A 25,858-nucleotide genomic window follows, 5' to 3' on the forward strand; every position below is an offset into this window, starting at 1 on the left:
AAACCCTGATCTGAGGGCCTAGCAGGCGATCGTGATCAGGGCGCGTTTAGGACTGTTTCGGCGGTAGCGTTCCTCCGCTACCAATTAAACAAGCCCTGCATCAATGATGCAGGGCTTGTTTCATTTCTACGCGCAGGATCGGGCTTGAACCCCCTAGTTCACGAGAAAGCGAGGCACGCAGCTTTCGGGAGACATCGCACCTTGTGCGATGGTCCGCCGGGCTCCGCCCAAGGATAAAAAGCAGCCCAAAGGCTGGTTTTTACAATTCCCTCCTCCGCGAATATCAAGGGTTCTGGTCTAGCTGAGCCCGGCATGTTCCTGCAACGCCCGCCAAATCTCCGCCTGCACCCGCCCCATCGCCTGATCCCGCCTTCTGATGGCGAAGACTTCTGTGTGACGCGGGCGGAAGCCTTCGACGTTGAGCGCAACAAGCTCGCCGTTTTTAAGTTCTTCCGCGATCATGTGTTCGGGCAGGCCGCCCCAGCCATGGCCATTCATGATGACCGATTTCTTGGTGGCGAAGTCTGAAACAGTCCAGCGCCGCCCACCGGCAAGCACATCGCGCGACTGGTCGTAATCCGGGCCACCGGTGCCCGAGACGATGACCTGAACATAGCTTTGCATTTCCATGCGCGATCGCATGCCGCTGCGCCCGGCCATGGGGAAGCTGCGATGGGCGACGGGGCGGATGACAACCGCGCCGACTGGCGTGGTTTCGACGTGGTCGATGTCGACCCCCTCCAACCCCGCGATGATCAGATCGGCTTCCCCCTTCATCAACCGGGCCAGCGGGCCGCCCATCATTTCGGTGGCAACCGCGATGTGGGTATTGGGGAATTTATCGCCGATTTCACCAAGGATTTTAAGGATCGGTTCGAGTGACATGGTCGCGGTCAGCGCGATGCGCACCAGCGGTTCCTGTGTGCTGCGCAGTTCCTGTGCGGTGGCCTGAAGCTTGTGGAATTGATCAAGCACGCGGGTGGCTTCACGCAGGAATACTTCGCCCTCTGACGACAGGCGGGGTCGGTAGTCTTCGCGCGAAAAGATGGCAAAGCCCAGCTCGTCTTCGAGTTTGCGGACTTGATGGCTGATGGCCGATTGCGCCTTGTTCAGGCGATCCGCAGCCCCGCGAAAGGTGCCGGTACTGACAACCGCGTCAACGGCGATGAGTTGTTCGAGGTTCATGTACGCCTCAAGATGATCTGATTTATAGATCATTACTATGAAAAGTCGATATTATCAATTGCTCGTCTGGTTTGGCATTAAGGGGGCATAGATCAAACCAAAGGAGCTACCCATGAAACTCTATTACTTGCCTGGTGCCTGTTCGCTTGCCAGCCACATCATGTTGCATGAAGTGGGGGGCAAGTTTGACATCGAAAGCGTTGATGTTGCGCAAGGCCTGACCGAAACCGGCCGCACATACCGCGAAATCAGCCCGAATGGCTATGTCCCCGCCCTTGAGATCGAAACGGGGGATACCCTGACCGAAGGTGTCGCGATCTTGCAATACATCGCTGATACCCACCCGTACAGTGCCTTTTCGCCAAAGCCCGGTTCGGTTGCACGCGCGCGCCTGCAACAGTTCTTGAACTTCGCCGCAGCAGAGCTTCACAAATCCTGGGGCCCGCTTTTCACCGACGGGTCGAGCGCGGCGGAACAGCTTGCGGCCAAGCAAAAGGTCGGAACCAAGTTCGATTATCTTGAAAGCGTATTGGCAGATGGCCGCGAGTACCTTGTTGAAAACCGGTTCTCGGTGGCTGATGCCTATACCTTTGTTCTGGCGAACTGGGCGAATTTCAAGGAAATCGATCTGGGCAACTGGCCGAACCTTGCGACGTTTGTCGCGCGCATTCAGGCCCGCCCGGCAACGCTGGCTGCGATGAAGGCCGAAGGGCTTGTGTGATGAAATCTTCTGATGAACAGCAGATCGACGCGTTGATGGAGCGCTATTTCGAAGGGCTTTATCACTCTGACAGTGCAATCCTGCGCACCGTGTTCCACCCGGAACTTGCGTATGTCAATGCGACGGACGGCAATCACGAGTTCATGGATCTTGAGACGTACATGACGCGCATCGATAACCGTGAACCCCCGGCCAAACGCGGTGATCCCCGCCGCGAAAGCGTTGACCGGGTATCCCTGACGGGCCGCCAGATGGGCCTGGTCGAAGCCCGCATGACCATGATGGGTCGGGATTATCAAGACCTGCTGACACTGATCCATACCGATGACGGATGGCAGGTGATCACCAAGGTTTTCGCGTATCGCGCAAAGGAGGACTGAGCAATGCCGTACGTCAATATCAAGGTCACCCGCGAAGGTGGGCCGGATGGAACCGGCCCAACTCCGGAAGAAAAAGTGCAACTGATCAAGGGCGTAACTGATCTGCTTCAGAAGGTCCTGAACAAGTCACCCGCGACAACTTTTGTTGTGATTGACGAGGTGTCTCTGGACGACTGGGGCATATCGGGCCGGTCCGTCCGAGATATCCGGTCAACCCAAAGCTAGCCCCTGCTTCCCCCCGTGCAGAGGCTATGACATCAACGGCACCTCGCATGCCGTTGATGTCTTCCCGATTGACGCTGTTTGGAGTGTATACAATGAACGAGGGCAGTGGCTGGATGTACCTGACGATGCTTTTGGCCGGGCTTGCGATCCCGGTGATGGCGGCGATGAGTGCCGAGGTTAGTCATAGGGTCGGTGCACCGACGGCAGCCGTTGGCATTTTTCTGACGGCGGCTGTGGCGGCAACACTCTTTGCGCATCTCAGCGGTGGTTTGCGCCTGAACATGCTTGGCAGCATTGCTATCCCGACAGTCCTGGGCGGTGCAATCATCGCATTTTATTTGCTGTCGATTTCGATCCTCGGGCTAAAGGTCGGGATTGGAACGGCGGTTTTGCTGGTCCTTGCCGGGCAGATCGCAAGCTCGGTGGTGATCGATACGTTCGGGCTGTTTGGCGCGCCGCGCGTTCCGGTTAACGTCATGCGTATCCTTGGTATCATTTTGGTTGTCACGGGCGTTATTCTGGCACGAAGACCCGCTCTTTAGGCAACGCAATAGTTCGGTCACCATTGATGGAAACAGATCGAGATCAGGGAACGACAATGACACAGTATGTTGTAAAGAAATCAGAAATTGATGCGTTTGACGGCACCGCAAAGACCCATTTCCTCAATGAAAATGCAAAGCGCACAAACAAGTCTTTGGGTGATATGACCGGCCTGACCGGGCTTGGCTTTCATATCATCGACGTCCCGCCGGGCTGTTGGTCGACCGAGTATCACGTCCACCATTTCGAGGACGAATGCACCTATGTTCTTTCCGGGACAGGCACGGTCATAATTGGTGACGAAACCCATCCTATCGAAGCAGGCGATTTCATCGGCTATCGCAAGGGCGGACTGCCCCATACGATGAAAAATACAGGCCAAGACGTGCTTCGCTGCATTGTCGCCGGTGAAAGGCTTGACCACGACGTTGCGGATTACCCGAACAAAAAGAAGCGGATTTACCGTAATGCCGGTCAGAAGTGGGACCTTGTCGATCACGACGCCATTGCCAATCCGCAGGCCGGTGAGAAATAGACCTGACCCGTGCATAGGTTGCGCGGCTTGGTGCGGATCGCGGGCTTGAGATTGCGCTGATATCCTCCGCCCGGTTTTCCCTATCACCAGTTTGACCAACTGGACTGGCGTTTGGCTGATAAGGTAACGTAGTACTAGCGTTTCTGACGAGAACCGGGGGTGGAACATGTCGGGCGGGCAAGATCAGACGCGTCGTCGGTCACTATTGCCATTTGCCTATTCGCTACAGGCATTGGTGCGCGGGCGACTTTGGTTGCAAGTTTTGGTCGGCATGGTGCTGGGGGTGGGGACCGGTCTGCTGATCGGGCCGACAACCGGGCTGCTGTCGCGCGAAACGGCATCGGTAGTGGGCAACTGGCTGGCCTTTCCCGGACATCTTTTCCTTGCGCTTATCCAGATGATCGTCATCCCGCTGGTGTTTTCATCGATCATTCGTGGCCTGTGTTCCTCGGATGATATTGATCAACTGCGCAGGCTTGGGGTTCGCGCGGTGCTGTTCTTTGTGCTGACGACCGCGATTGCTGTGACCATCGGGGTTGCCCTGGCTTTGTTTATCCGCCCCGGCGATTACGTGGATGCCACCAACCTTGGTCTGGCCAGTGCGATCGGGGCCCCGGCCGAGGCCGCTGGCAGCGGGCAGGCACGGCTACTTGATTTGCCGGCACATGTTTTAACGCTTCTGCCGTCCAATCCGCTGTCCTCGATGGTTGAAAGCAACATGCTGCAGATTGTTATATTTGCCAGCATTTTTGGTGTGGCGCTTGTCGTGATGCAACGCGACAAAGCCCGCCCGGTGCTTGATCTGCTGGCGAGCTTGCAGGAAGTCTGTTTGACCATCGTGAAATGGGCCATGTGGTTGGCGCCGCTTGCCGTCTTTGGTCTGATGGCGCGTCTGACTGCCGATACCGGGCCACAGGCATTGTTGGGTATGCTGGTCTATGTGGCGACGGTGCTGCTGGGCCTGGGGCTGATGCTTGGCATGTTGCTTGTGGTTGCGCGCATATATGGCGGTTTGCCACCACGCGTATTTATCGGTGCGGCCAAGGATGTCATGTTGCTGGCCTTTTCGACCTCAAGTTCGGCCGCTGTGATGCCGCTGTCGATCAAAACGGCCGAAGGGCCGCTCAAGGTCAAAAAACATATCAGCCAGTTTGTCATTCCGCTTGGTGCAACAATCAACATGAACGGCACGGCCTTGTATCAGGGCGTTGCAGCGATTTTCATCGCTCAGGTTTTTGGTGTCGAAATTGGTTCTGCGGGGTTGGTCCTGATTGTGCTGACGTCTGTGGGGGCGTCGATTGGGTCGCCGGCGACGCCCGGGGTCGGGATCGTCATCCTGTCGACCATTCTGGTGTCGATCGGTGTTCCGGCATCGGGGATCGCCCTGATCATGGGGGTGGACCGGCTTCTGGATATGAGCCGCACGGTGATCAATGTTTGCGGGGATCTGGTCGCCTGTATCGTGCTTGATCGCATGGATCAGACCGACACCGAAGTTACCGATGACCCTGCAGAACCATCCCGGGCAGAGGCCGAAACCACCTGATCGGCAGCGTGAAGGCGAGGAGCAACTTTCCTCGATCTTTGTTCCAGATCATGGACAGAGACCCACTAAAGGCGAGATTGTTCCAAAGGTTAGATTCCAATTATACATTGGTATGTATATATTCAGCGTGACAAATTTACCCGGGAAAACCACGCCTGCCGATGACCTATGTCGACTATCTTTCCATTATCTTTGCGTTCGTTGCCGTTGGCGCATTGGCATATTCCGTCCATTCGCGCCGGCAGGCGCGGACGACGCTCAATGTATTCGATACCCTGATTGCGAACATTTCGGATGGCATCGTGACGTTGGGCGCAGATGGATCGGTTCAGGCGCTGAACGCCGCAGCGGCAGAGATGTTTGATCAGCCGGAGGGCGCGGTTTCCGGGCTTCGTCTTACCGACCTTTTGCCTGATGGGCCTGAAAATACTGATAAAACGCAGGCAACCGAATACCGCAGCAACGCGATGCGCTCGAACGGGACGACTTTCCCGGTTGAGGTAAAGCGTCTCGTGCTCCGGGGCCAGAATGAACGTGTGCTGATCGTCCGTGATCTCTCACGTGTGCGACCGGACGCGCATGAGGAAGAGCAACGCTTCAAGCAAAGCCAGTATTTCGCGCGCATCGGGACCTGGGACTGGCGCGTGGATACCGACGAACTTTACTGGTCCGACGCCATTTACGGCATGTTCGGCTATAAACCGGGCGAGGTAACGCCGACCTATTCCCTGTTCTGTGATGCCGTACATCCCGACGACAAGGAACGCGTCCGCGAAGGCGAAATCCGCTGCATTGAAACTGGCCAGAACCATGACGAGGAATACCGCGTCGTCTGGCCGAACGGCACCATTCGATGGCTGCGCGAAACCGGCAACGTCATCAAGGATGAGGCCGGGGAAACCGTCAAAATGATGGGGGTTGTGCGCGACATTACCGAGGAACGCGAGGAAGTCGATCAAATCCGCGACCTTGCTTTCCATGATCCACTCACCCGCTTGCCCAATCGGATCATCTTCGAGGACAGGCTCTCAAGGGCGATTGAGCGTGCAAACCGCCATCAAAAACAGGTTGCCGTTGTCTTTATCGATCTGGACGGTTTCAAGCTGATCAATGACGAGCTTGGCCACGCTGCCGGAGACCGTGTTTTGGTGAATACCGGACAGCGTCTGGTCAATGCTGTGCGGGCAACTGATACTGTTGCGCGCATCGGCGGTGATGAATTCACCATCATCCTTGAGGATCTGGATAACGACGCCGAGGTGCATGGTGTCGCCAAGAAGATCATTGGTACAGTGTCCACGCCGATGGAACTCGGGGACGGCACGTATCATGTGGGGGCGAGCCTTGGCATTGCGATCTATCCCGAACATGCCCGAACGCTTGATACCCTGATCCATATCGCTGATCAGGCGATGTATGCCGCCAAGGCGACGGGAACGAACCTTTATCGTGTCGGTTGGGAGATGGCAGACTGATGGCCGAGATGATCGAAATACGCCCCGCCACGGGTGCCGACCGGGATGCCTGGGCCGGCCTGTTTCGCGACTATATGGTGTTTTATGGCTGCGCGGTCTCTGAAACCGCACTTGATACGACATGGGGCTGGATCATCGACCCCGACGGACCAATGGACTGCCTGCTGGCTGTCAGGGACGGTCAGGCGATCGGATTTGCCCAATACCGCGCTGTGCCGGAAACCCTGACGGGGGGCTGGTTCGGCCAGCTTGACGATCTATACGTCACACCAGAAGCCCGAAGCCACGGCGTGGCTAAGGCCCTGATGCAGCGGCTGGGCGAAACTGCCCGCGATCGCGGCTGGTTCAAACTGGCCTGGATCACGGCAGAAGACAACGCGACAGCACGGCGGCTTTACGACCAGATCGGCAATGCCTCGAACTGGGTGGTTTATGAGAAGCCAATTGAGGGCTAAGGTCTGAAAGGTCGTTATCCTCTCTTCCTTGGCATCAGTCGACCATCGATCATCACCAGTCCTGCCCCAATCACCGTCATGCCGATGATATGTTGCATCATCAGTGTTTCCCCGAGAAAGCCGACCCCCAGCAATATCGCACTGACCGGAATCAGGAAGGTCACAAGCAGCAGGTTGCTCGACCCGGCGCGTTTGAGGATGGCGAAATAGAGGATATAGGCAAGCGCAGTGCTCAGCGTTGCAAAGCCCAGAACGGCAAGGATGGTGCTGGTCGTCGGGACGGGCAGGTGCCAGGGCTGATCAATCATGAGTGACAGCGGCAGCAACATCAGGCTTGAAGCACTCGTCATCCCGGCTGCCGTCAGGATTGGCGGCGTTGCAGCAAAACGACGGCCAAACACCCCGGCACAGCCATAGCTGAACGCGGCAAGCAAAACGGCACCCGGCGCAAGCAGGCCTATCGTGTTGCCAGATGTCGGAAGGCCGAAAATCACAACCACACCGCCAAACCCGATCAACACGCCGATAGCTTTGCGCGCCGTCAGTTTTTCCGTATCTGTCGCAATGTGGGCAATCAGCAGGGTGAAAAGCGGGGTGGTTGCATTCAGGATGGCTGCAAGGCTGCTGGTGATTTGTGTCTGACTCCAGACAATCAGGCAAAAGGGCACAAGGTTGTTAAGCCCGCCCATCACGGCAACGCCCGCCCAGAATTTCGGATCACGCGGTACGGCAATATCGCGCAACACCACCACCCACCACAGAACCATGGTCGCAATAGACACCCGGCACAGCACAAGCGTCAGGGGCGGCAGATCGACAAGCGCGATTTCGGTAAAGAAAAATGACCCACCCCACAGGACCGATAGCGAAATCAGCATCAACCAGCTGAGGCGGTCCATCGGTTGGGCAGGTGGTTGCTTGGGATGTAAGCCGCCTGCATTAGAGAAGTTTTTGGCCCCATCAATACCACGATGTTTCGGGCGTGAAGCCAGTTCCATATCAAGCGATATCAAACGTGTGGTGTTTTCATGGGGCAGCATCGCGGGCTCCGTCGATCTGTTGGTGACCAACGAAGATTAGGCGGATCGGCTTTTTGCTGCTCGCCAGTTTCGGACCTGAAGGTGAGATCAAAAAAAACGGGACCAAAGCGGCCCCATTTTAATCATCAGACAATCAGATTTCCTGTTCCGCCACGAGGGTTTTATTCCTCACACCAATGAATTTCGGTAGTTTGGCAAAGATCGTGATGTTGCCAAGCAACACCATTGCAAGCCCGGTTGCGCCAATCGGTGTCCAGACATAGCCTTCAAGGAAGGTCGAGACGGTAAGGGCTACCACCGGGAACAGCACGGTGACATAGGCTGCCCGTCCGGCACCGACGCGGTTGACCAGGGCGAGATAGGCGATGAAGGCCACGACCGAGCCCGGAATGGCGAGATAAAGCAAGCCACCGATATAAAGCGGATCGGTTGGCAGGGTCGGCGTCTGGCCGCGGAGCATGGCAAAGATGAACAACAATACCGTGCCATAGATCATACCGCGCGCAACCGCATCGCGGTTGGGAATGCCCATGGCATGTAGTTTGACCGAAACCATGTTGCCGCAGCTAAAGACCGCCGTGCCGCACAGGGCGAATATCATTCCGGTAATCGCGTGCGGATTGTGCGACAGGGCATAGATCTGATTGGCAAACAGACACGCAATCCCGCCCAAACCAAAGGCTGCGCCAAAAACAAAGCGCAAGCCCGGGCGATTGCCGTAAAAGGCCCAATTGCCGAGCGCATTGAAAATGGTCGAGGTGGTGAAGATGACCGCAACGATTCCGCTGGCGATATAGCCGGTTGCCGAATACATCAGGATAAAGTTGATGCCAAACAGCCCGCAGCCCAGAAGCACGATCCACGGATGGGCTCGCCATGGCACCGGGCGCCATTTACGGGTCAGTAACAAGAAACCGCACAGAACCGCGGCCGCTAGCGCAAAGCGATAGAAGATCGAAATTTCGACCGGGATCGGACCGATCTGAAGTTTGATCGCATACCAGGTAAATCCCCAGCAGGCGGTGACGATCACGAATAAGAGGGCTGTCATCATCGGGGCTTTCAAAACAGCACGTGCAAGGCATTCGGTGGCACGAAGGGTTGCGCGAACCGGTCACGCGGGTTGGTGACGCGCGGGGACCAATCAGGGAACGAATATTCAGGGGCATATCCGCAAACCGGTAATAAGCCACAATCAGCCTCGCGTGGCTTTCACGTTCTTGCGCTGTTTTTCATATTCTTGCGGGCAAGCTCGCCTCGCCAATAAAAGACGGGGCGGATACCGCAAGGTATCCGCCCCGTTCGATTTGAAGTGTCTGTTTAGGAAGACCGTGTCATTGCCGTTGATCGGTTGGTGGCCTCGGGGATCAGTCCCTTTGGCGCAAACCGCATCACGGTCAACAGGATCGCCCCCATCATCAGGTAACGCATATAGGCGGCACCAGCGACCAGATGCTGGGCAAGTTCCGACTCTTCACCAAGCGGTGCGGTCACGGTGGACATGAACCAGTTGCCAAACGGCTCTGCTTCGACCCACAGGAACCAGATGATGAAGCCGCCCAGGATCGAGCCCCAGTTGTTGCCCGAGCCACCGAGGATCACCATCACCCAGATCAGGAAGGTGTAGCGCAGCGGAATATAGCTGGTTGGCGTCAACTGACCGTCAAGGGTGGTCAGCATCGCACCGGCAATCCCGCAAACGGCACAGCCCAGAACAAAGGTCTGCAGATGACGACGTTTTACGTCCTTGCCCATCGCAGCGGCTGCATCACGGTTGTCACGGATGGCGCGCATCATGCGGCCCCACGGCGACTTCAATGCGCGTTCGGCAAACCACATGATGATTGCCAGCACGATGACAAACAGCACGGCATAGCACAGCTTGACGAACAGGCTGGCGGCATCGGAAATCTCGCTCGCCCCGAAGAAGTTCGCCAGATTGATGAACCATTCGCTTTCAACCAGGTTGACCTCATAGGGCACCGGTCGCGGAATGCCGGTGACGTTCTTGACGCCACGTGACAGCCATTCCTCGTACTTGATGATCGCAATGATGATCTCGGAAATGCCAAGGGTGGCAATCGCCAGGTAATCCGCCCGCAGACCAAGCGCGATCCGCCCGATCAGCCAGCCTGCACCTGCTGCCACCAGGCCGGCAAGCGGCCAGGCGACAAGGACCGGAAGTCCGGCACCACCAAGATAACCGCTCAGCGCCGGATCGATGCTTTCAATTGCATCGGTTGCCGGACCAAAGAACACACCAATAAGGAAGTAGCCCGCCAGCAGAAGAACAAGCGTGACAGGAAGCTTCAAGACGGGCGGCACAATGCGGCGGGCGTAAATGACCGCAACGATGGTTCCCGCAAGGCTAAGCAAGGACAGGGCAATATCCCCACCCGCAGCGGCCCAGGCTTCGCCCACAGGGGGCATCGAAACCAGAACAGCAGTCAGGCCACCAAGGGCTGTAAAGCCCATGACACCGACATTGAACAGGCCGGCATAGCCCCACTGCATGTTGACGCCGAGCGCCATTACCGCAGAGATCACACAAAGATTGAAAATGCCAAAGGCGACGTTCCAGCTTTGAAGAAAGCCGATCGCGATCAACACAAGGCACATCAGGCCATATAGGAGCGCAACTCTCTTCGTCATATCACTTTCCCACGAATAATACCGGTTGGTCGGATCAGAAGAACCGCGACCAGAATGATGAAGGAGACCGCGAACTTGTAGTCAGTAGACAGCAGTTGCACGAGGCCTTCTGGCGCCCAGTCCGTGGGGCCGAGATAGGCGAGAAACTTCTTGAAGGCATAGGTCACGGTCACCTCGGAGAAGGCAACAATGAACGCGCCAAGGATCGCGCCAACCGGTTGACCAATGCCGCCCAGAATGGTCGCCGCAAAGATCGGCAGCAGGATCTGCAAGAAGATGAAAGGCTTGTAGGTCTTATCAAGGCCGTAAAGCGTGCCAGCAATCGCTGCCAGTGCCGCCGCAATGACCCAGCAGATCGTCACCACGCGTTCCGGGTTGATGCCCGAAAGCAGTGCCAGATCCTCATCATCGGAATAAGCGCGCATGGCTTTGCCCGAACGGGTTTTCTGCAAGAACCAGAACAGCCATGCAACGACAATGGCGGTCACAACAACCGTGATCACCTGACTTTGCTTGATCGCAATGCCTTCATCAAGGCCAAGGGCACGACGGCTGTCAAATGCGCCGATGATGAAACGCTGGCCATCTGCAAAGCTCTGATCGGCCGGGCCGATGACGATACGGATGATGCCTGCAATCAGGAACATGACGCCAACCGACACGATGGCGAACACAATCGGGTTGGAGCGTTGCTTGCGATAGAACCGGAATACCATCCGGTCCGTGACAAGCGCCATACTGATTGCGGCCAATACACCAATCGGCAAGGCCAGAAGGGCGGTCGGGAAGGGGGCAATAGAGACGCCCATATTCTGCAGGAACCAGGTGACCAGGATGGTGATCATGGTGCCAAACGACATCAACTCGCCATGTGCGAAATTCGCAAACCGCAGGATGCCGAAAATGAGTGTGACGCCAAGCGCCCCAAGGGCGAGCTGCGCGCCATAGGCAGTCGCGGGAACGACCACGAAATTGGCAAACAGCGCAAGTGCGTTAAGGATTTCCATTCAATACCCCATTTACCCGCCCAGGAAGGACCGGCGGACTTCTTCGTTGGCGAGAAGGGCTTCGCCCGTATCGGTGAACCGGTTGCGTCCCTGTACGAGGACAAAACCGTGATCGGCGATTTCCAGTGCCTGACGGGCATTCTGTTCGACCATCAGGATGGCAACGCCGGTTCTGGCGACCTCCACGATCTTGTCAAACAGTTCATCCATCACGATTGGCGAGACACCAGCGGTTGGCTCATCAAGCATGAGAAGCTTTGGCTGGGTCATCAGTGCACGCCCCACAGCTACCTGCTGGCGCTGACCACCGGAAAGCTCGCCGGCTGGCTGATTGCGTTTTTCGCCAAGGATCGGGAACAGATCGAAAATCTGTTGTTTGGTTTCCTCGATCTTGTCGTCTTTGCGGATGAAGGCCCCCATATCGAGGTTTTCTTCCACCGTCATCGACACAAAGACGTTGCGGTTCTGCGGAACAAAACCCATGCCCTCGGGCACACGTTCCTGCGGGGCAAGATTGGTGATGTCCTTGCCGTCAAGAACGACAGACCCTTCACGCAGGTTCAGCATGCCGAACACCGCCTTCATGGCTGTTGACTTGCCCGCACCGTTCGGGCCGACCACGACTGCGATCTCGCCTTTTTCCACAGTGATCGTACAGTCATGCAGAATATCGGACCCGCCATAGCCGCCGGTCATACCGGTTGCGCTCAAGAAACTCATGACGGTACCTTCCGTTCATGCTTGCGACCTGTCCCGAGATAGGCCTCAATGACCTCCTCGTTGTTTTTGACCTCTTCAATCGTGCCCTGGGTAAGGAGCTTGCCCTCGGCCATGACGATGACGGGATCACACAGGCGTGCAATGAAGTCCATATCGTGCTCAATCAGGCAGAAGGTATAGCCGCGCTCTTCATTCAGGCGCTTGATCGAGGTCGCAATGGTGTTAAGCAGCGTACGGTTCACACCGGCACCAACTTCATCAAGGAAGACGATCTTTGGCTCGACCATCATGGTGCGGCCCAGTTCCAGCAGCTTTTTCTGACCGCCCGAAAGGTTGCCTGCCAACTCATGCTTGATGTGGTCAATTTCAAGGAAATCGATGACTTCGAGCGCACGCTCGTAGTTTTGTGCCTCGACTTCCTTGACGCGAGAATAGTTGAACCAGCTGTGACGGAGTTGTTCGCCGGGTTGCTCGCCCGGAACCACCATCAGATTGTCCAGCACACTCAGTGTCGAGAATTCGTGCGCAATCTGGAAGGTACGCAGCAGGCCCTTGTGGAACAGTTCGTGGGGTTCCAGTTCGGTAACGTCTTCGCCATCAAGGAAAATTTTTCCCGAAGACGGTGGGAAGACGCCCGCAATAATATTGAAAAGCGTGGTTTTTCCGGCCCCGTTCGGCCCGATCAGGCCGGTTATGGAGCCCTTTTCGATCGACAGCGATACGCCATCGACCGCCTGAATGCCGCCGAAATTCTTGGCGATGTTTTCGACCCGTATCATGGGGAGTTTTTGACCCTGTCATTCAATCAGTCCCAGGCATCCTTTCGCCAAGCGGCGCATAGGGCCCGGTAATAGAGGAACTGCCAGAGACCGAAGTCCCTGACAGTTCCAGCGTCGTTAGCGATCAAAGAATGATCGGCTTAGTGGTACATCTCCGTTTCCCACTTGCCGTCTTTGATTTCCGTTTCACGGAAGCTACCAGCGGACTCGCCCGGTGCGATCAGCTCAAGCGCGGTGCCACCGACATAGTCGATTTCGCCACCATCAGCCAGAATCTGAAGCGCTTTGGCCAGTTCACCCGGATAGATTTTCTCACCCGGTGCATTGGCAACTTTCATGATGTGGTCTTTGTAGACCGCGCTGTCGGTCGAACCTGCGGACTGCATGGCAAGAAGCAGCAGTGCAGATGCGTCATATGCTTCCGGGACATACGGGTCGTCGCCCTTGAAGCCTTTACCCGAAGCGAGTTCTGCAAGCATCGATGCGCCCGGGCTGTCGGTACCCGGGTTGGTGCCGATCGAACCGTCAAGTGCATCGCCGAAGTTATCGGTCAGTGCTTCACCAACCATGCCGTCCGGAAGAACGAAGGTTTCGAACGCACCGGTGTCAAGCGATGCCTGGATGATGCCCTTGCCGCCCTGGTCAAGGTAACCAGCAACGATCAGAACTTCACCACCTGCAGATGCAAGGGTACCGATTTCAGCAGAATAGTCGGCTTTGCCGTCTTCGTGTGCGGCAACAGCGGTGATTTTACCGCCTTTTGCTTCGTAAGCTGCCTGGATGGCGTCAGCAAGACCTTTACCATAGTCGTTGTTGGTGTAGGTCAGTGCTGCGGAGCCGATGCCGCGACGGTCAAGGATCTCAGCAATGATCTGGCCCTGACGCGCATCAGAAGGAGCGGTACGGAAGAAGTAGCCGTCATCTTCGATTTCGGTCAGCGCCGGCGAGGTCGCTGACGGAGAAATCATCACGATGCCGTTTGCACGGACAACGTTGTTCAGGATGGCAGTGGTCGCACCCGAGCAGGTTGCGCCATTGATGCCATGAACGCCATCAGACGTCACAAGACGATCAGCTGCGGCTGTGGCTGCTGCTGCATCGATACAGGTACTGTCACCGCGTACCGAAACAACTTCACGACCGCCAAGCAGAAGGCCGCTGTCGGAGACTTCCTGAATGGCCAATTCGCCGCCAAGTGCCATCGGCTTGACGAGCGATTCCGTCGGGCCGGTGAAGCCTTGAAGCATGCCGATCTTTACCTGTTCCTGTGCAGATGCGCCTGCGACGACAGCCGTCGAAAGTGCAGCCGAAAAGAGGAGGGTAGAGAGTTTTCCCATAGTGTAGCCTTCCCTGTTTTATTGGGCCTTTATATTCGTCGGGCAGTATACAGAAAACGCTACACGTTTCCAGTTTCTTAACTACAGGTTTTGAATTCTACACCTAATTCTTGCCGTTAAGTTCGAGATTCCAATGACTTCAGCCCTTGCGGGGCGGGCGATAGGTGCATTTCTGGGGTTGTTCTGCGGGTAAATATTTTCAGCGTTTGGTAGTCGGTTTTCACTGGATTTTGTTGTCAAATGGCCAGATGAACCGAATCCTGATTCACGATGCGGATCATACGTCATGCAGGTATGTTGACTGAGGATGTGCAAGCCTTGGCGAACAGTCAGGCAAAGACCCGCATGCCGCGCTCGGAACTCTTGCGGAATCCGGCAATAACATGTTCAGCCAACGCGTCTTCAACCGGCCCGTGGCCGTGGCGTTTGGCAAGGGTCATGCGATATTCACCAATTTCGGGCAGGCCATGTGCCGGGCCAAGATGCACCAGATCATCTGAAATCACGCTGATTGGCACTGCCGCAATCGCCAGATCGGCGCGCACGGCGGCAATCTGGGCCTGACAGAATTCACTGGTATAGGCGATGCGGTAATCCATCCCTGCATCGTCAAGCGCCTTGAGCGCCACTGTCCGCCAATAACAACCCGGTTCTGCCATCGACACAGGCAGCGGACGTTTGTCAATTGCACTGCCATGTCGTGCCCCCAGCCATACCAGCGGTTCGGCATGGATCGGCGGCTGGTGATCAAGTTCTGCATTATAGCTGAAGACCGCGATATCAAGATCGCCGGTTTCTACGCGCTCTCGCAGGGTGCGGGTCGGACCAAGATTGACGTCGATATCGACATGCGGATGGGTTTGCGCAAACCGTTTGAGAATCTCGGGAATGACAACCACACCCGTGTCATTGGGGACGCCAAGCCGCACGGTGCCAGAAAATTCCGGCGCATGGAAATGCGACATCGCTTCGTCATTGAGTTTGAGCAGACGGCGTGCATAGCCCAGCAAAATCTCGCCATCCTCGGTCACGGTGACCTTGCGGGTTTCGCGTTTGAACAACTCCCGCCCAATCATGGTTTCAAGCTTTTTGACCTGAAGACTGATCGCCGAGGCACTGCGGTGAACCTTTTCAGCCGCGCGCGAGAAATTCCCGGTCTCGCAGATCGCTACAAAGGTGCGGGCAAGATCGAGGTCAAGATTATGAACAACGCTTGTCGTGGAATTCATGACCGGCCTTTCAGGTTCAGAAATTCATATTTGTGAGTTTCGCTAATAGATAAGATTAAATCTTCTCGTTTGATTAATCAATGAGTCTTCCTCAATCTACAAAAAACATTGATTGGAGAAACTCATCATGAAAGCCATCACATCTTTCGAACATGCCCCTCTTGGCCTTGTGGGTCATCTACGTGTCGCGATTGAAGCCTGGCAGCAAGAACGCGCAGCACATCGGGCAGGTACCTTTGCATCCAGGGCCGGAACACCTGCTGCCCAAAACCTTTCTTATCTGACGGCTGCAGAGTTGCATGAATATCAGCAAACGCGATCTGGCACCTTTTCAGAGACGGGTGACGTTTTGTCGGGACTGGTTCTGAATTGGCCATCCCCGTCTGGCAAAGGGCACTGATGGTGCCTGTTGCGATACCCGTTCATAAGCACCAAACCAGCTGGAATGCACAATGACCATTGAAAACCCGTTGTTCAGACCGCTGGAGCTGCCCTGCGGTGCCATCCTTAAAAACCGGATTGCTAAATCGGCGATGTCGGATTCCCTTGGGGATGGCACCGGACATCCGACTGCTGGCCAAATGCACCTGTATCGTCGCTGGGCTGATGGTGGTGTTGCTGTTTCGATCATTGGCGAAGTGCAGGGGCATCCGGGATTTGCCGAAAAGCCCGGAAATCTTGTGCTTGATGATAATTCTGACCTTGAACGGTTTCGTGCTTTGGCGCGCCAAGGGACTGTCAATAACAGCAATTTGTGGCTGCAACTTGGTCATGCCGGGGCCTTGGCCTATGCCCCGACCAGTACGCCAAAGGGGCCAAGTGCGCTTGATCTGCCGGGGCTGACCTGTGCGGCCCTGACGGATGACGAAATTCGTGAAATTCCAGCCCGTTTCGCAAAGACCGCCAAGCTTGCCCGGAAAACCGGCTTTGGCGGGGTGCAGATTCATGCGGCGCACGGGTTCCTGCTTAGTCAGTTTCTATCGCCGTTATTCAATAAGCGACGTGATGAGTATGGCGGATCAATTGCCAATCGCATGCGCCTGCTTCTTGAAACGGTGCATGCCGTGCGTGCCGCGGTTGGACCGGATTTTGTGATCGCCATCAAGCTCAATGCCACCGACCAACTTGACGGTGGTTTGTGCGAAGATGATGCACTTGCCGTCATTGCCGCACTTGATAATACCAGTATTGATCTGATCGATATCAGCGGCGGGACATATTTCCCCGGTGCCAAGGCGGCCTCTGACGGGGGTGGTGCCGGGCCGTATTTCCTGGGGTTTGCCAAGCGGGCCCGCGAAATCACATCCAGGCCATTGATGTTGACCGGTGGCTTCAAAACCTGTGCCCAGGCTGAGGCCGCCGTTGCCAGCGGGGCAATTGATGTCGTTGGATTGGCCCGTGCGCTTGTGATCGAACCAGCGCTGCCAAATATCTGGCGAAACGCAGCCCCAAAAGATCCAGCGTTTCCGCGGTTCGAAAAGGCCCCGGCTGGCGGGATTACTGCATGGTACACAATGAACATGACCGCATTGGCTGAAGGCAAGGAATTCCCGGAATTTGATGATCTCCGCCATGCCATTGTGGTTTATGAGGCGCGGGATGCCGAGCGCACAGGAATTTGGCTACGTCATTTTACCTGACGGTATGCAGGGTAATTAAGTGCTATCAGCTCGCAAAAATCTCCCCATCGGTATTCGTAACGGTTAACGTTCACGGGTTGAGCAGCTATTCTGGTAGGAAATAGTTGTGAAAGGGATGGTTATGAGTAGGGCTCTTTGCGTGCCTTTCATGTTGCTTCTGCTCACAGGCTGCGATGAGAGCGAAGTGTTCACATTGTATAGGTCGTCGGTATTGGATCCAACACTGCGCATTCATATGGCGACCTTTGATGCTGCAGAGAACTCTGCGACATATAATCAGGAAAACTGTTAGATCGCGGCAGACCTGTTCTCGCAGCAACCTGAAGTTACTGTCCGCTACTGGTGTGAAAAAGGTGAGTATCAGGATTAAAGCTATCTAGTTCCGTCCGTTTTCGGACAGTGCGTGCGGTGAATATGGATTTTCACATTCTTGCGCAAAACAGGGCAGCATTGCATTCGCCTTGCTTTGCAAAAGGCCATGGCAATGCGATGATAACGGCTTCAATGTCAGGAACAGGTTATGGAAGAGTCCGGCACCGCCTTTCAGCCCAACGGGCGTTACCAGAAGTTTGAAGTCTTCAATCAACTGATTGGGGATGCAAACCTGCTGCGTGCGGGCGATTTCGGCGACAGCATTTCGGCAGCCCATTGGCGTCGCAAGGCGGATGTCCTGACCCGCTACACGGATCCTGATCATCACACCATTAGCCTTTATGTGAATGGTGGGACGGGGATTCAGCGCAAAATCGGTGCTGATCCGTTGACGGGTGGCGGGCCTGGCCGTTGTTGCCTGATGCCGGCCCATCTGACATCGGACTGGGTTGTGCATGGCGAGGTGGAGCTGTTTCACCTTTATATCCCTCATGCTTCTTGGGAACGCGCCGTGGTCGAAGCCTTTGATGTCGAACCCAATGCTGTGGAAGTCCCGGAAAAGACCTTTTTCCTTGATCCATTGATTGAGCAAACCGTGCGGCATGCGATGCTGCCTCTTGACTGGAATGTGCCGGCTGACCGGATGGCAATGTCCAATGCCGGACAACTTTTGCTGGGCCATATGCTGCGCAGTTATTCCACCCGCCGTGATCTTGGCTTTAAGGTTCGGGGTGGGCTTTCGCCTGCGATCAAACGTCGTGTGCTTGATTTCATCGATGCCCACCTTGATCACGCATTGACCATTGAGGAACTGGCAGAAGTCGCGGACTTGTCGTCCTATCACTTTGCGCGGATGTTTCGCAAAACCGTGGGCGAGGCACCGCACAAGTTTGTTCTGCGTCGGCGGATTGATCGCGCAATGCATATGCTGCGTGACGGCAACGCGCCGGTCGCGGAAATCGCGCTTGCGACGGGCTTTTCAAGCCAGGCGCACCTTACCACCCGGTTTAGCCGCTTTACCGGGCTGACACCGGCGAAATATCGCGACATCTCCCGCTAGTTATTTCCATCATCTGCTGGCGCTGTTTTCAGTCCGATCAACTGTGTTGAACGGACTGTTTTCGCATGCCCGGATCCATCTGTTTCTGGTCCCGTTCGGCCGTGTTTTTGGCATGCCCGGGAGCATTCATCTGTTCAAAATCATGTGCAAGCTGATGACAGGCAATTGTGTCAGGCACGATTAATTCATCATAAGTTATTGTAAATAAATGATTTTACAAGCTTGAGAAATCCGTTGACAAGAAGAGTGCGGGATATCTAGAATTTTAAAGCAACTAAAATATCAGTTTGGCAAAAGCCAATTCATCGGGAGGACATCCAAAATGAAGATCACAATGAAATCACTCGGGCTGTGTGCCGTGCTTGCGGGTGCGGTGGCGGCAGCAATGCCGGCAGCGGCGGCGACAACTCTTCGCATCGGGACGGTTTTGGCACCGCATGATCCGATGGGGCAGGGCCTTGAAAAGTTCAAGGCAGAAGTCGAAAAGGCGACCAACGGCGATGTGGAGATCGAGGTTTTCCACAATTCCCAGCTTGGTGACACCACTGAAATGATTGATCAGGCCCGTGCGGGTGCGGCTGTCGGGACGGTCACGGATGTGGCCCGTTTGTCGAGTTTTGTACCGTCACTGGCGATTATGTCAGCACCGTTCCTGTTCGATACCTATGAGCAGGCCGATAAATTTGCGCTTTCGGATGAATACATCGCCTGGGGCGAAGAGCTTCGCGAAAAATCCGGTCTCGTGATGATTGCCTCAAACTGGTATCAGGGCGCACGCCATGCCCTGACGCAAAAGCCGATTTCTGGTCCGGCGGACCTTTCGGGTGTGCGCATGCGTACCATCGGCGCGCCGGTCTGGATTGAAACCATCCGTGCAATGGGTGCTGAACCGACCCCGATTGCCTGGGGTGAGGTATATAGCGCACTTCAGCTTGGCACGATTGATGGCGCCGAGGCACAGCCAACAGCCATCTGGAACGCCAAGCTTTATGAAGTCATCGAAAATGTCACCAAAACCGGCCATATCCAGTTGGTAACCGCGCTGGTTGTTGGCGCTGATGCCTGGGACGATATTTCGCCGGAGAACCAGAAAATCGTGCGCGATCTTGCGGTTGAAAATGGCCGCTATGCATCCGGCCTGACCATTGAACTTGGTGACAAGGCGCTTGAAGACGTTGCGGCAAGTGGTGTCACGGTTAGCGAAGTCGATCTGGCACCGTTCAAGGAAGCCGTTGCACCGGTATATGAGATGCTTGATCTCGAGGCAGAAGCCGCCATTGTTAACAAGGTTCTCGGGCGCTAACACCCGGTACGGACACCCTGCCTTACGAAAGTGCGTTGCCTTGAGTGTTGGCAACGCACTTCAAACTTCACAATGGAAATTGAATTGATGCTCAAGCGGATTGAGTTTGCCTGTGGGGGCATGTTGCTTGTCGCCGTGGTCATCCTTGTGGCGGTGGCCTCTGTCGCGCGCGCCATGGGATCGCCGATCATCTGGTCAGTGGAAATGGCACAACTGATCTTTGCCTGGCTTTGCATGCTGGCGGCAGACATTGCCATGCAGGAAGACCGGCATTTTGGTCTTCAGTTTTTGCGTGAAATCTTGCCGGAACGAACAAGCCACTGGCTGGAGGTCATCAATATTCTGGTGATCATCGCCTTTCTTGTCTTTCTGCTGAATTACGCATGGACAAACATGATCCTGATGCATCCGCGTCTTGTCGGGGCAGCGCAAATCAATGCGTCTTATATTCATGCCTCGATGGTGGTGGGCATTCTTTTGATGATTAGAACCATGGTTTCGCAACTTATCCGTCGCGTCCGCAACAGAGGGGGCAACTGATGCTGTTGCTGATTGCAGGTCTGTTTACACTGTTTCTGGTTTGTGGGCTGCCAGTCGCATTTGCACTAGGTCTTGCGTCCATCCCGGTCTTTGTCATGACCGGTGCGATGCCCCCAACCGTTGTGATCCAGAAAATGGTCACCGCGACCCAAAGCTTCCCGCTTTTGGCTGTGCCGTTCTTTATCCTTGCCGGGAACCTGATGAATGTGACGGGCATTACCCACCGTCTTGTCAAATTCGCAAGTCTTCTGACGGGCTGGATGGCCGGTGGTCTGGCACAGGTTTCCATCGTGCTCAGTTTCATGATGGGGGGCATTTCCGGGTCGGCGGTTGCTGATGCCTCGATGGAGGCGCGCCTGCTCGGACCAAGCATGATCAAAAAGGGTTACTCCAAGGCCAATACGGCGGCGGTTCTGGCCTTTGGTTCGGTGATTACGGCAACCATCCCGCCCAGCATCGGCTTGATCCTGTTTGGCTTTGTAAACGAAGTTTCCATCGGCCGCCTGTTTTTGGCCGGGGTTCTGCCCGGTATTTTCCTGACCATTGTCCTGATGATTACCTCCTGGCTGGTTGCGCGGAAAAACGGCTATACGCCGGATCTGCCGGAACTTCCCAAGTTCAAGGATCTGACGGCCAGCTTCTTTGAAAGCATCTGGGCTTTGGCCTTTCCGGTCATTCTGATCATCGGGTTCCGGTTTGGTATTTTTACCGCGACAGAGGCCGGGGCTTTTTTGGTGTTCTATGCGCTGGGCGTTGGTTTGTTCATCTATCGCGAACTGAACTTTGCCCGGCTCAAGGAAGCCATTTTTGGTTCGATTTCTGATCTCGGCATGGTGATGTTGCTGATCATCATGGCCGCCGTGCTTGGCTATGCCATGACAATTGAACGTGCCCCGCAACAGATCACCGAATTTGTCACCACGCTTACCGAAAACAGAACGGCCATCCTGATGCTTGTGGTTGGCGTCTTGGTCGTTAGCGGCATGTTCCTTGAAGGGGCGGCAAACATCCTGCTTGTGACGCCAATTGTCATGCCGGTTTTGGTAAGTGCCGGTTACGACCCGGTGCATATGGGCATTTTGATAGTGACGCTGATCAACTTTGGCGGCCTCACGCCGCCTGTCGGTGTGATCATGTTTACCGTCTGCGGGATTTTGGGTGTCAAGACCGGCTCGTATACTCGGGCATCCATTCCGTTCTTTGTGGCGATGGTGCTGTTCTTTGTTCTGATGGCAGCCGTGCCAAGTTTGACATTGTTGTTGCCCAATACACTGATGTAATGACAGTTTCAGACGAATAGGGGCATATGCGCAAATGCCAGGGAGACACAAAAAATGAATACCACAACAGGTGGGCTGCTTGCGGTGCATGATGGCAATTTGAAAACAAACGCCCATGTTCCGGCCTCGGCATTGGTATATGAAGAAGTCCGCAACCGGATTATCTCGCTTTCGCTTCTGCCGGAAACGACGCTTGTCCGCGCTGAATTGGCTGAAAGTTTCAATGTCAGCCAGTCTCCGGTGCGCGAAGCCATCATGCGTCTTGAACAGGACGGGCTGGTCGTTTCCTATCCACAGTCGCGCACAGTGGTGACCAAGATCGATGTTGCCCGCATCCGCGAGGAGCATTTCCTGCGTGTTGCAGCAGAATGCGAAGTGGTCCGTCAGTTGGCTGAGGCCAAAGAGTCATCCGCCGTGGTCAAGGCCAAGGGTATTGTTAAGATGCAGGAAGCACTCGTTGGAGATATCGAGCAGATTGACCTTTTCAAGCAGCTTGATGAAACGTTTCATGCCGCCTTGTTTAACGGCGTGAGCCAGTCGAACCTGCATTTGCAGATCACCGCGCGCAGTGGTCATCTGGCCCGTGTGCGGACCCTTGATTTACCGCGTGCCGGCAAGATGATTTCGGTTCTTGAAGGGCACAAGGCAATAATCGATGCCATTCAGTCAGGTGACGGTAATACTGCAAGTGCCGAAATGCGACAGCACCTTTCAGGGACCATGGAACGCCTGCCACAGATCATCGAGGAAAACAAAACCCTGTTCTCGTAGTCAAATCCGTGCGGTGGCACCAGGCGACCGAAAACCGGGACAAAGCACAGGTAAACGGCGCGTCGCAACCAAATCGACGCGCCGTTTACATTTTGGGTCAGGCGCGTTTGGCGACGTCCCAGATACCCGTTCCGGCGACTTCTTCAACGAAGTTGCGCAGGCTGTTGGGTTGGCGTCCCAAAATCTCGTGTACATCGTTGGTCGGCTGACTGTTGCGGCCATCAAGGACTTCGGAAAACAGATAGCGGATCAATCCCCGGAAGTCATCGGGCAAGCCGTCTGCGGCAAGGGCAGCATCAAGTTCTTCAATGCTGATAGGCACGAAAGTGACCGGATGATTGGTAACGTCGGAAATCATCTTGGTGGCTTCGGCAAACGTCACCGCAGTCGGTCCAGACAGTTCATATGTCTTGCCGATATGACGGTCGTCAAGCAGGCAGGCAACTGCGCACTCGGCAATGTCATTGGCGTCGATGAACGGCTCGGGTACGTCACCGGCGGGAAGGGCCAGTGTGCCTTGCTGGATATAGGGCAAGAACAGGTCTTCGTTGAAGTTCTGGAAAAACCAGTTGGCGCGCAACACAGTGACATCAGCGCCCGAAAGATGCAGGGCATGTTCGGCCTGATGGGCGGCATCTTCACCGCGACCCGACAGCATTACGATGCGTTTCACCCCATGAAGCAGGGCACACTTGGCGAAGTTTGCAATGATTTCGTCAGAACCCGGCACTGCGAGATCGGGCTGGAAGGTGACATATACAGCGTCGCGGTCACGCAAAACATCATCCCAGGTTTGCGGGTTTGTCCAGTCAAAGGCCAGCGTCGTGCTGCGCGAAACCGCACGAACATCATGACCGAGAGAATTCAGTTTATCCGCAACACGGCGGCCGGTTTTCGCCGTCGCGCCCAGGACAAGAAAACGGGGATTGTTTGACATCAAAATAGCTCCTGATAGAGGTTTTCGAAATGTGAGTAATCCTCACATTTGCCAAATGTGATAAATCCTCATATTTTGATCGTCAAGTGTTCTAAGCCGTCAAAAGTGTGCTAAACCCGTGCAGATGTGTTTGGGCGTCATAAGAAAAAAGGATCTAAGCGATTGACTGATAACGTGAAAAAGATGCGCCGTGCGCCGACACAAAAAAGAAGTCGTGAACGGGTCAACAACATACTCAATGCAGCTTGTGATCTGATTTCGACCCACGGCAGTGATGCGATCAGGATGGGAGAACTGGCGGAAAAGGCCGGAGTCTCTATCGGATCGCTGTATCAGTACTTCCCGGACAAGGCGGCGATCATTCATGCGCTTGCTGATCGCTATAACGAGGAATCCCTGCACTGCATCGAAGAGGCACTGGCAGAGGTGAATTCGGCCGAAGGTTTGCTCGCAGCTTTTGATAAGCTGATCGACACCTATTACGAACTGTTTCTGGCCGAGCCGGTGATTTGCGATATCTGGACCGGAACGCAAGCCGACAAGACGCTGCGCGACATGGAAATGGAAGTGAGCCGGACAAATGCGGAGCAATTGGCCAAGGCGATCTTGCGGGTGCGTGGCAATGATGGTGATTTTAAAACAATCGCCGCGCGGTGCCTGTTAATCATGTATTCCGGCGAGGCCACCATGCGCCTTGCCATTTCCGTACCGCGCGCCGAGGGGCGCGAAATCGTCGCAACTTACAAGCGGATGGTCGGGCGGGAACTTTCGGATATGAGCCGCATCTAGGGCGCGATCTGCGTGCTTAATCTGCCGTCACGGTGAATGGTGACGGGCCAGGGCGACCCAACAAGAAGCCCTGCACATAGTCGACGTCATGACTGCGCAGGAAATCAAGCTCTTCGGTGCGTTCAATGCCTTCGGCAACGACCTCGATATCGAGTTGCTTGGCCAGGGCAATCAGTTTGCTGACAATTGCCTGCTTGAAATGGTCACGATCAACATGGTCAACCAGTTCGCGGTCGATCTTGATGATGTCCGGGCGCAGTTCAGGCAAAAGGTTCAGGGTGGAATAACCCGAACCAACATCATCAAGAGCAACCCGGAACCCCGACGCACGATAGCTTTCCAGAATGGCGCTCAGATGTGCGGTGCTTCGGACCTTTTCGGTTTCGATGACTTCGAAAACAACGTTGCTGCGGTCCAGATTGCATTGCTCGACCACCTCGATGGTGGACCGCAGGCAGGAATCCGGATCGTAGATCGAACTTGGTGTAAAGTTGATGAAAAGATTGCCAGTGATCCCGGCCTTGTGCGCATTGCGGACATTGGCTGCGCGCGCTGCCCGGTCAAGTTGGAACAACAGCGTCGCCGACTGCGCCGCATCAAAAAGCTGGCCGGGATTGATGACATCTCCTGACACGCTTTCACCCCGCACAAGGCATTCATGGGCATAAGGTTTCTTGAAATCACCAACAGAAAAAATTGGCTGAAACACCGAATTCAGCCGATTGTCGCGCAACAGATCGCCCAGCCATTCGGCACCGATTGCCGCACGGATCGCGCCAAGGCTTGTGATGTCTGCGATGTCATCAATCTCCGGGCGATCGGTACCAGGCATGATAAGGGCCTTGGTGTCAGATAGCTCTTCGGGCAGAAGGTCGCGCGAGATGACATCAATCAGCGCACTTAGTCCCGGACGATTATATTGAATGGACAGGGTGGTGGCTGACGGTGACTTTTCCACATCAACACCAATCGACTTCGCACCCTTTAGAATTTTGCCCGTCGTATGTGCGACAGGCGGCCAGAGATAGAGTGTCCCGTTTTCAGGTGCGATTTCAGGAACTGAATCACATTTTTCACAGTAGGTCACATCATTCTCCCCGGGTGTCGGTCGTGCTGCTGGCCTTTTGTCAGCTTGCTTTACTCTACTAATTCCAGCTCCTGACTCTAGCGTAACATATGGGTTTAAACGATAAAAAATCCAGCGTAGAACTTAATTCAATCAACGCATTGGCTCTATTGAATGTCTAATGCGCAAAGGTCCTTTGTTCCCGCTCAACCGGCACTGTGCGCGAAAGCGTTGGTTCTTGCGAATTGCGCTGGTAATATTTGACGACAAA

Annotated in this window: 27 protein-coding genes; 16 read left to right on the forward strand and 11 right to left on the reverse strand. The window is 55.1% G+C overall.

Features of this window, described 5'->3' with window-relative positions; genetic code table 11:
• Positions 1 to 297 precede the first annotated feature (297 nt).
• Positions 298 to 1,185: a LysR family transcriptional regulator gene (locus tag AUQ43_RS18680; RefSeq protein ID WP_062957886.1), complete on the reverse strand. Its 888-nt coding sequence runs from the start codon at positions 1,183 to 1,185 to the stop codon at positions 298 to 300.
• Positions 1,186 to 1,297: 112 nt separating this feature from the next.
• Between AUQ43_RS18680 and AUQ43_RS18685 the strand changes: the two genes are divergently transcribed.
• The 8 genes from AUQ43_RS18685 (at position 1,298) to AUQ43_RS18720 (ending at position 7,065) form a co-directional block, all read left to right on the forward strand.
• The gene (locus AUQ43_RS18685) at positions 1,298 to 1,906 is read left to right on the forward strand and encodes a glutathione binding-like protein (protein ID WP_062957841.1); all 609 of its coding nucleotides are present in this window, start codon (positions 1,298 to 1,300) and stop codon (positions 1,904 to 1,906) included.
• Positions 1,906 to 2,286, forward strand: coding sequence for a nuclear transport factor 2 family protein (locus tag AUQ43_RS18690; protein ID WP_062957842.1), 381 nt, complete (start codon positions 1,906 to 1,908; stop codon positions 2,284 to 2,286). Before AUQ43_RS18685 ends, AUQ43_RS18690 begins: the two co-directional genes overlap by 1 nt.
• Before the next feature lie 3 nt (positions 2,287 to 2,289).
• Positions 2,290 to 2,511 (forward strand): 4-oxalocrotonate tautomerase family protein, encoded by a 222-nt coding sequence (locus AUQ43_RS18695; protein ID WP_062957843.1) that lies wholly within the window; start codon positions 2,290 to 2,292, stop codon positions 2,509 to 2,511.
• Between the two features lie 92 nt (positions 2,512 to 2,603).
• Positions 2,604 to 3,053, forward strand: a complete 450-nt coding sequence (locus tag AUQ43_RS18700) for a DMT family transporter (RefSeq protein ID WP_062957844.1) — start codon at positions 2,604 to 2,606, stop codon at positions 3,051 to 3,053.
• Positions 3,054 to 3,109: 56 nt separating this feature from the next.
• Positions 3,110 to 3,589 carry a cupin domain-containing protein gene (locus AUQ43_RS18705; protein ID WP_062957845.1) on the forward strand — a complete coding sequence of 160 codons (480 nt, stop codon included), beginning with the start codon at positions 3,110 to 3,112 and terminating at the stop codon, positions 3,587 to 3,589.
• 166 nt (positions 3,590 to 3,755) lie between these two features.
• Complete coding sequence (locus tag AUQ43_RS18710; RefSeq protein WP_084272169.1) at positions 3,756 to 5,135, forward strand: dicarboxylate/amino acid:cation symporter; 1,380 nt, start codon at positions 3,756 to 3,758, stop codon at positions 5,133 to 5,135.
• Between the two features lie 161 nt (positions 5,136 to 5,296).
• Complete coding sequence (locus AUQ43_RS18715) at positions 5,297 to 6,610, forward strand: diguanylate cyclase domain-containing protein (protein WP_084272170.1); 1,314 nt, start codon at positions 5,297 to 5,299, stop codon at positions 6,608 to 6,610.
• Complete coding sequence (locus tag AUQ43_RS18720) at positions 6,610 to 7,065, forward strand: GNAT family N-acetyltransferase (RefSeq protein WP_062957847.1); 456 nt, start codon at positions 6,610 to 6,612, stop codon at positions 7,063 to 7,065. The genes AUQ43_RS18715 and AUQ43_RS18720 overlap by 1 nt, the downstream gene beginning before the upstream one ends.
• 14 nt (positions 7,066 to 7,079) lie before the next feature.
• Here AUQ43_RS18720 and AUQ43_RS18725 read toward each other — a convergent pair whose 3' ends face one another.
• The 8 genes from AUQ43_RS18725 to AUQ43_RS18760 all read right to left on the reverse strand — a co-directional run bounded on the left by AUQ43_RS18725 (position 7,080) and on the right by AUQ43_RS18760 (position 15,829).
• Complete coding sequence (locus AUQ43_RS18725; RefSeq protein ID WP_084272171.1) at positions 7,080 to 8,105, reverse strand: DMT family transporter; 1,026 nt, start codon at positions 8,103 to 8,105, stop codon at positions 7,080 to 7,082.
• A 133-nt stretch (positions 8,106 to 8,238) separates the two neighbouring features.
• Positions 8,239 to 9,159 (reverse strand): DMT family transporter, encoded by a 921-nt coding sequence (locus AUQ43_RS18730; RefSeq protein ID WP_232310747.1) that lies wholly within the window; start codon positions 9,157 to 9,159, stop codon positions 8,239 to 8,241.
• 266 nt (positions 9,160 to 9,425) lie between these two features.
• Entirely contained in the window at positions 9,426 to 10,757 is a 1,332-nt protein-coding gene (locus tag AUQ43_RS18735) for a branched-chain amino acid ABC transporter permease (protein WP_062957848.1), read from the reverse strand.
• Entirely contained in the window at positions 10,754 to 11,764 is a 1,011-nt protein-coding gene (locus tag AUQ43_RS18740; protein ID WP_062957849.1) for a branched-chain amino acid ABC transporter permease, read from the reverse strand. Before AUQ43_RS18740 ends, AUQ43_RS18735 begins: the two co-directional genes overlap by 4 nt.
• Before the next feature lie 12 nt (positions 11,765 to 11,776).
• On the reverse strand, positions 11,777 to 12,484 hold the full coding sequence (locus AUQ43_RS18745) for an ABC transporter ATP-binding protein (RefSeq protein WP_008890664.1): 708 nt from the start codon (positions 12,482 to 12,484) through the stop codon (positions 11,777 to 11,779).
• Positions 12,481 to 13,263 (reverse strand): ABC transporter ATP-binding protein, encoded by a 783-nt coding sequence (locus AUQ43_RS18750; RefSeq protein ID WP_062957850.1) that lies wholly within the window; start codon positions 13,261 to 13,263, stop codon positions 12,481 to 12,483. The genes AUQ43_RS18745 and AUQ43_RS18750 overlap by 4 nt, the downstream gene beginning before the upstream one ends.
• A gap of 140 nt (positions 13,264 to 13,403) precedes the next feature.
• Entirely contained in the window at positions 13,404 to 14,600 is a 1,197-nt protein-coding gene (locus AUQ43_RS18755; RefSeq protein ID WP_062957851.1) for an ABC transporter substrate-binding protein, read from the reverse strand.
• Positions 14,601 to 14,929: 329 nt separating this feature from the next.
• Positions 14,930 to 15,829 carry a LysR substrate-binding domain-containing protein gene (locus AUQ43_RS18760; RefSeq protein WP_062957852.1) on the reverse strand — a complete coding sequence of 300 codons (900 nt, stop codon included), beginning with the start codon at positions 15,827 to 15,829 and terminating at the stop codon, positions 14,930 to 14,932.
• Positions 15,830 to 15,956: 127 nt separating this feature from the next.
• On the opposite strand from AUQ43_RS18760, the gene AUQ43_RS18765 reads away from it, so the two are divergent.
• The 7 genes from AUQ43_RS18765 to AUQ43_RS18795 all read left to right on the forward strand — a co-directional run bounded on the left by AUQ43_RS18765 (position 15,957) and on the right by AUQ43_RS18795 (position 22,795).
• Complete coding sequence (locus tag AUQ43_RS18765) at positions 15,957 to 16,229, forward strand: hypothetical protein (RefSeq protein ID WP_062957853.1); 273 nt, start codon at positions 15,957 to 15,959, stop codon at positions 16,227 to 16,229.
• Between the two features lie 52 nt (positions 16,230 to 16,281).
• Positions 16,282 to 17,469, forward strand: a complete 1,188-nt coding sequence (locus AUQ43_RS18770; RefSeq protein ID WP_062957854.1) for an NADH:flavin oxidoreductase/NADH oxidase family protein — start codon at positions 16,282 to 16,284, stop codon at positions 17,467 to 17,469.
• A gap of 520 nt (positions 17,470 to 17,989) precedes the next feature.
• On the forward strand, positions 17,990 to 18,901 hold the full coding sequence (locus AUQ43_RS18775; RefSeq protein WP_062957855.1) for a helix-turn-helix domain-containing protein: 912 nt from the start codon (positions 17,990 to 17,992) through the stop codon (positions 18,899 to 18,901).
• Between the two features lie 322 nt (positions 18,902 to 19,223).
• A complete protein-coding gene (locus AUQ43_RS18780; protein ID WP_062957856.1) occupies positions 19,224 to 20,204 on the forward strand; it encodes a C4-dicarboxylate TRAP transporter substrate-binding protein in 981 nt (326 codons plus the stop codon).
• A gap of 87 nt (positions 20,205 to 20,291) precedes the next feature.
• Entirely contained in the window at positions 20,292 to 20,744 is a 453-nt protein-coding gene (locus AUQ43_RS18785; protein WP_232310748.1) for a TRAP transporter small permease, read from the forward strand.
• A complete protein-coding gene (locus AUQ43_RS18790) occupies positions 20,744 to 22,024 on the forward strand; it encodes a TRAP transporter large permease (RefSeq protein ID WP_084272172.1) in 1,281 nt (426 codons plus the stop codon). The genes AUQ43_RS18785 and AUQ43_RS18790 overlap by 1 nt, the downstream gene beginning before the upstream one ends.
• A 54-nt stretch (positions 22,025 to 22,078) precedes the next feature.
• The gene (locus AUQ43_RS18795) at positions 22,079 to 22,795 is read left to right on the forward strand and encodes a GntR family transcriptional regulator (RefSeq protein WP_062957858.1); all 717 of its coding nucleotides are present in this window, start codon (positions 22,079 to 22,081) and stop codon (positions 22,793 to 22,795) included.
• Positions 22,796 to 22,892: 97 nt separating this feature from the next.
• Here the strand turns inward: AUQ43_RS18795 and AUQ43_RS18800 are convergent, their stop codons facing one another.
• Positions 22,893 to 23,732 (reverse strand): NAD(P)H-binding protein, encoded by an 840-nt coding sequence (locus AUQ43_RS18800; protein WP_062957859.1) that lies wholly within the window; start codon positions 23,730 to 23,732, stop codon positions 22,893 to 22,895.
• Positions 23,733 to 23,894: 162 nt separating this feature from the next.
• Here AUQ43_RS18800 and AUQ43_RS18805 point away from each other — a divergent pair, with 162 nt between their 5' ends.
• On the forward strand, positions 23,895 to 24,521 hold the full coding sequence (locus AUQ43_RS18805) for a TetR/AcrR family transcriptional regulator (RefSeq protein WP_114129940.1): 627 nt from the start codon (positions 23,895 to 23,897) through the stop codon (positions 24,519 to 24,521).
• 16 nt (positions 24,522 to 24,537) lie between these two features.
• On the opposite strand, the gene AUQ43_RS18810 is transcribed toward AUQ43_RS18805, so the two are convergent.
• Positions 24,538 to 25,608 (reverse strand): EAL domain-containing protein, encoded by a 1,071-nt coding sequence (locus tag AUQ43_RS18810; RefSeq protein WP_062957861.1) that lies wholly within the window; start codon positions 25,606 to 25,608, stop codon positions 24,538 to 24,540.
• Positions 25,609 to 25,858 lie beyond the last annotated feature (250 nt).

The organism is Thalassospira sp. MCCC 1A01148 (assembly GCF_001613795.1).
Classification (GTDB): Bacteria; Pseudomonadota; Alphaproteobacteria; order Rhodospirillales; family Thalassospiraceae; genus Thalassospira.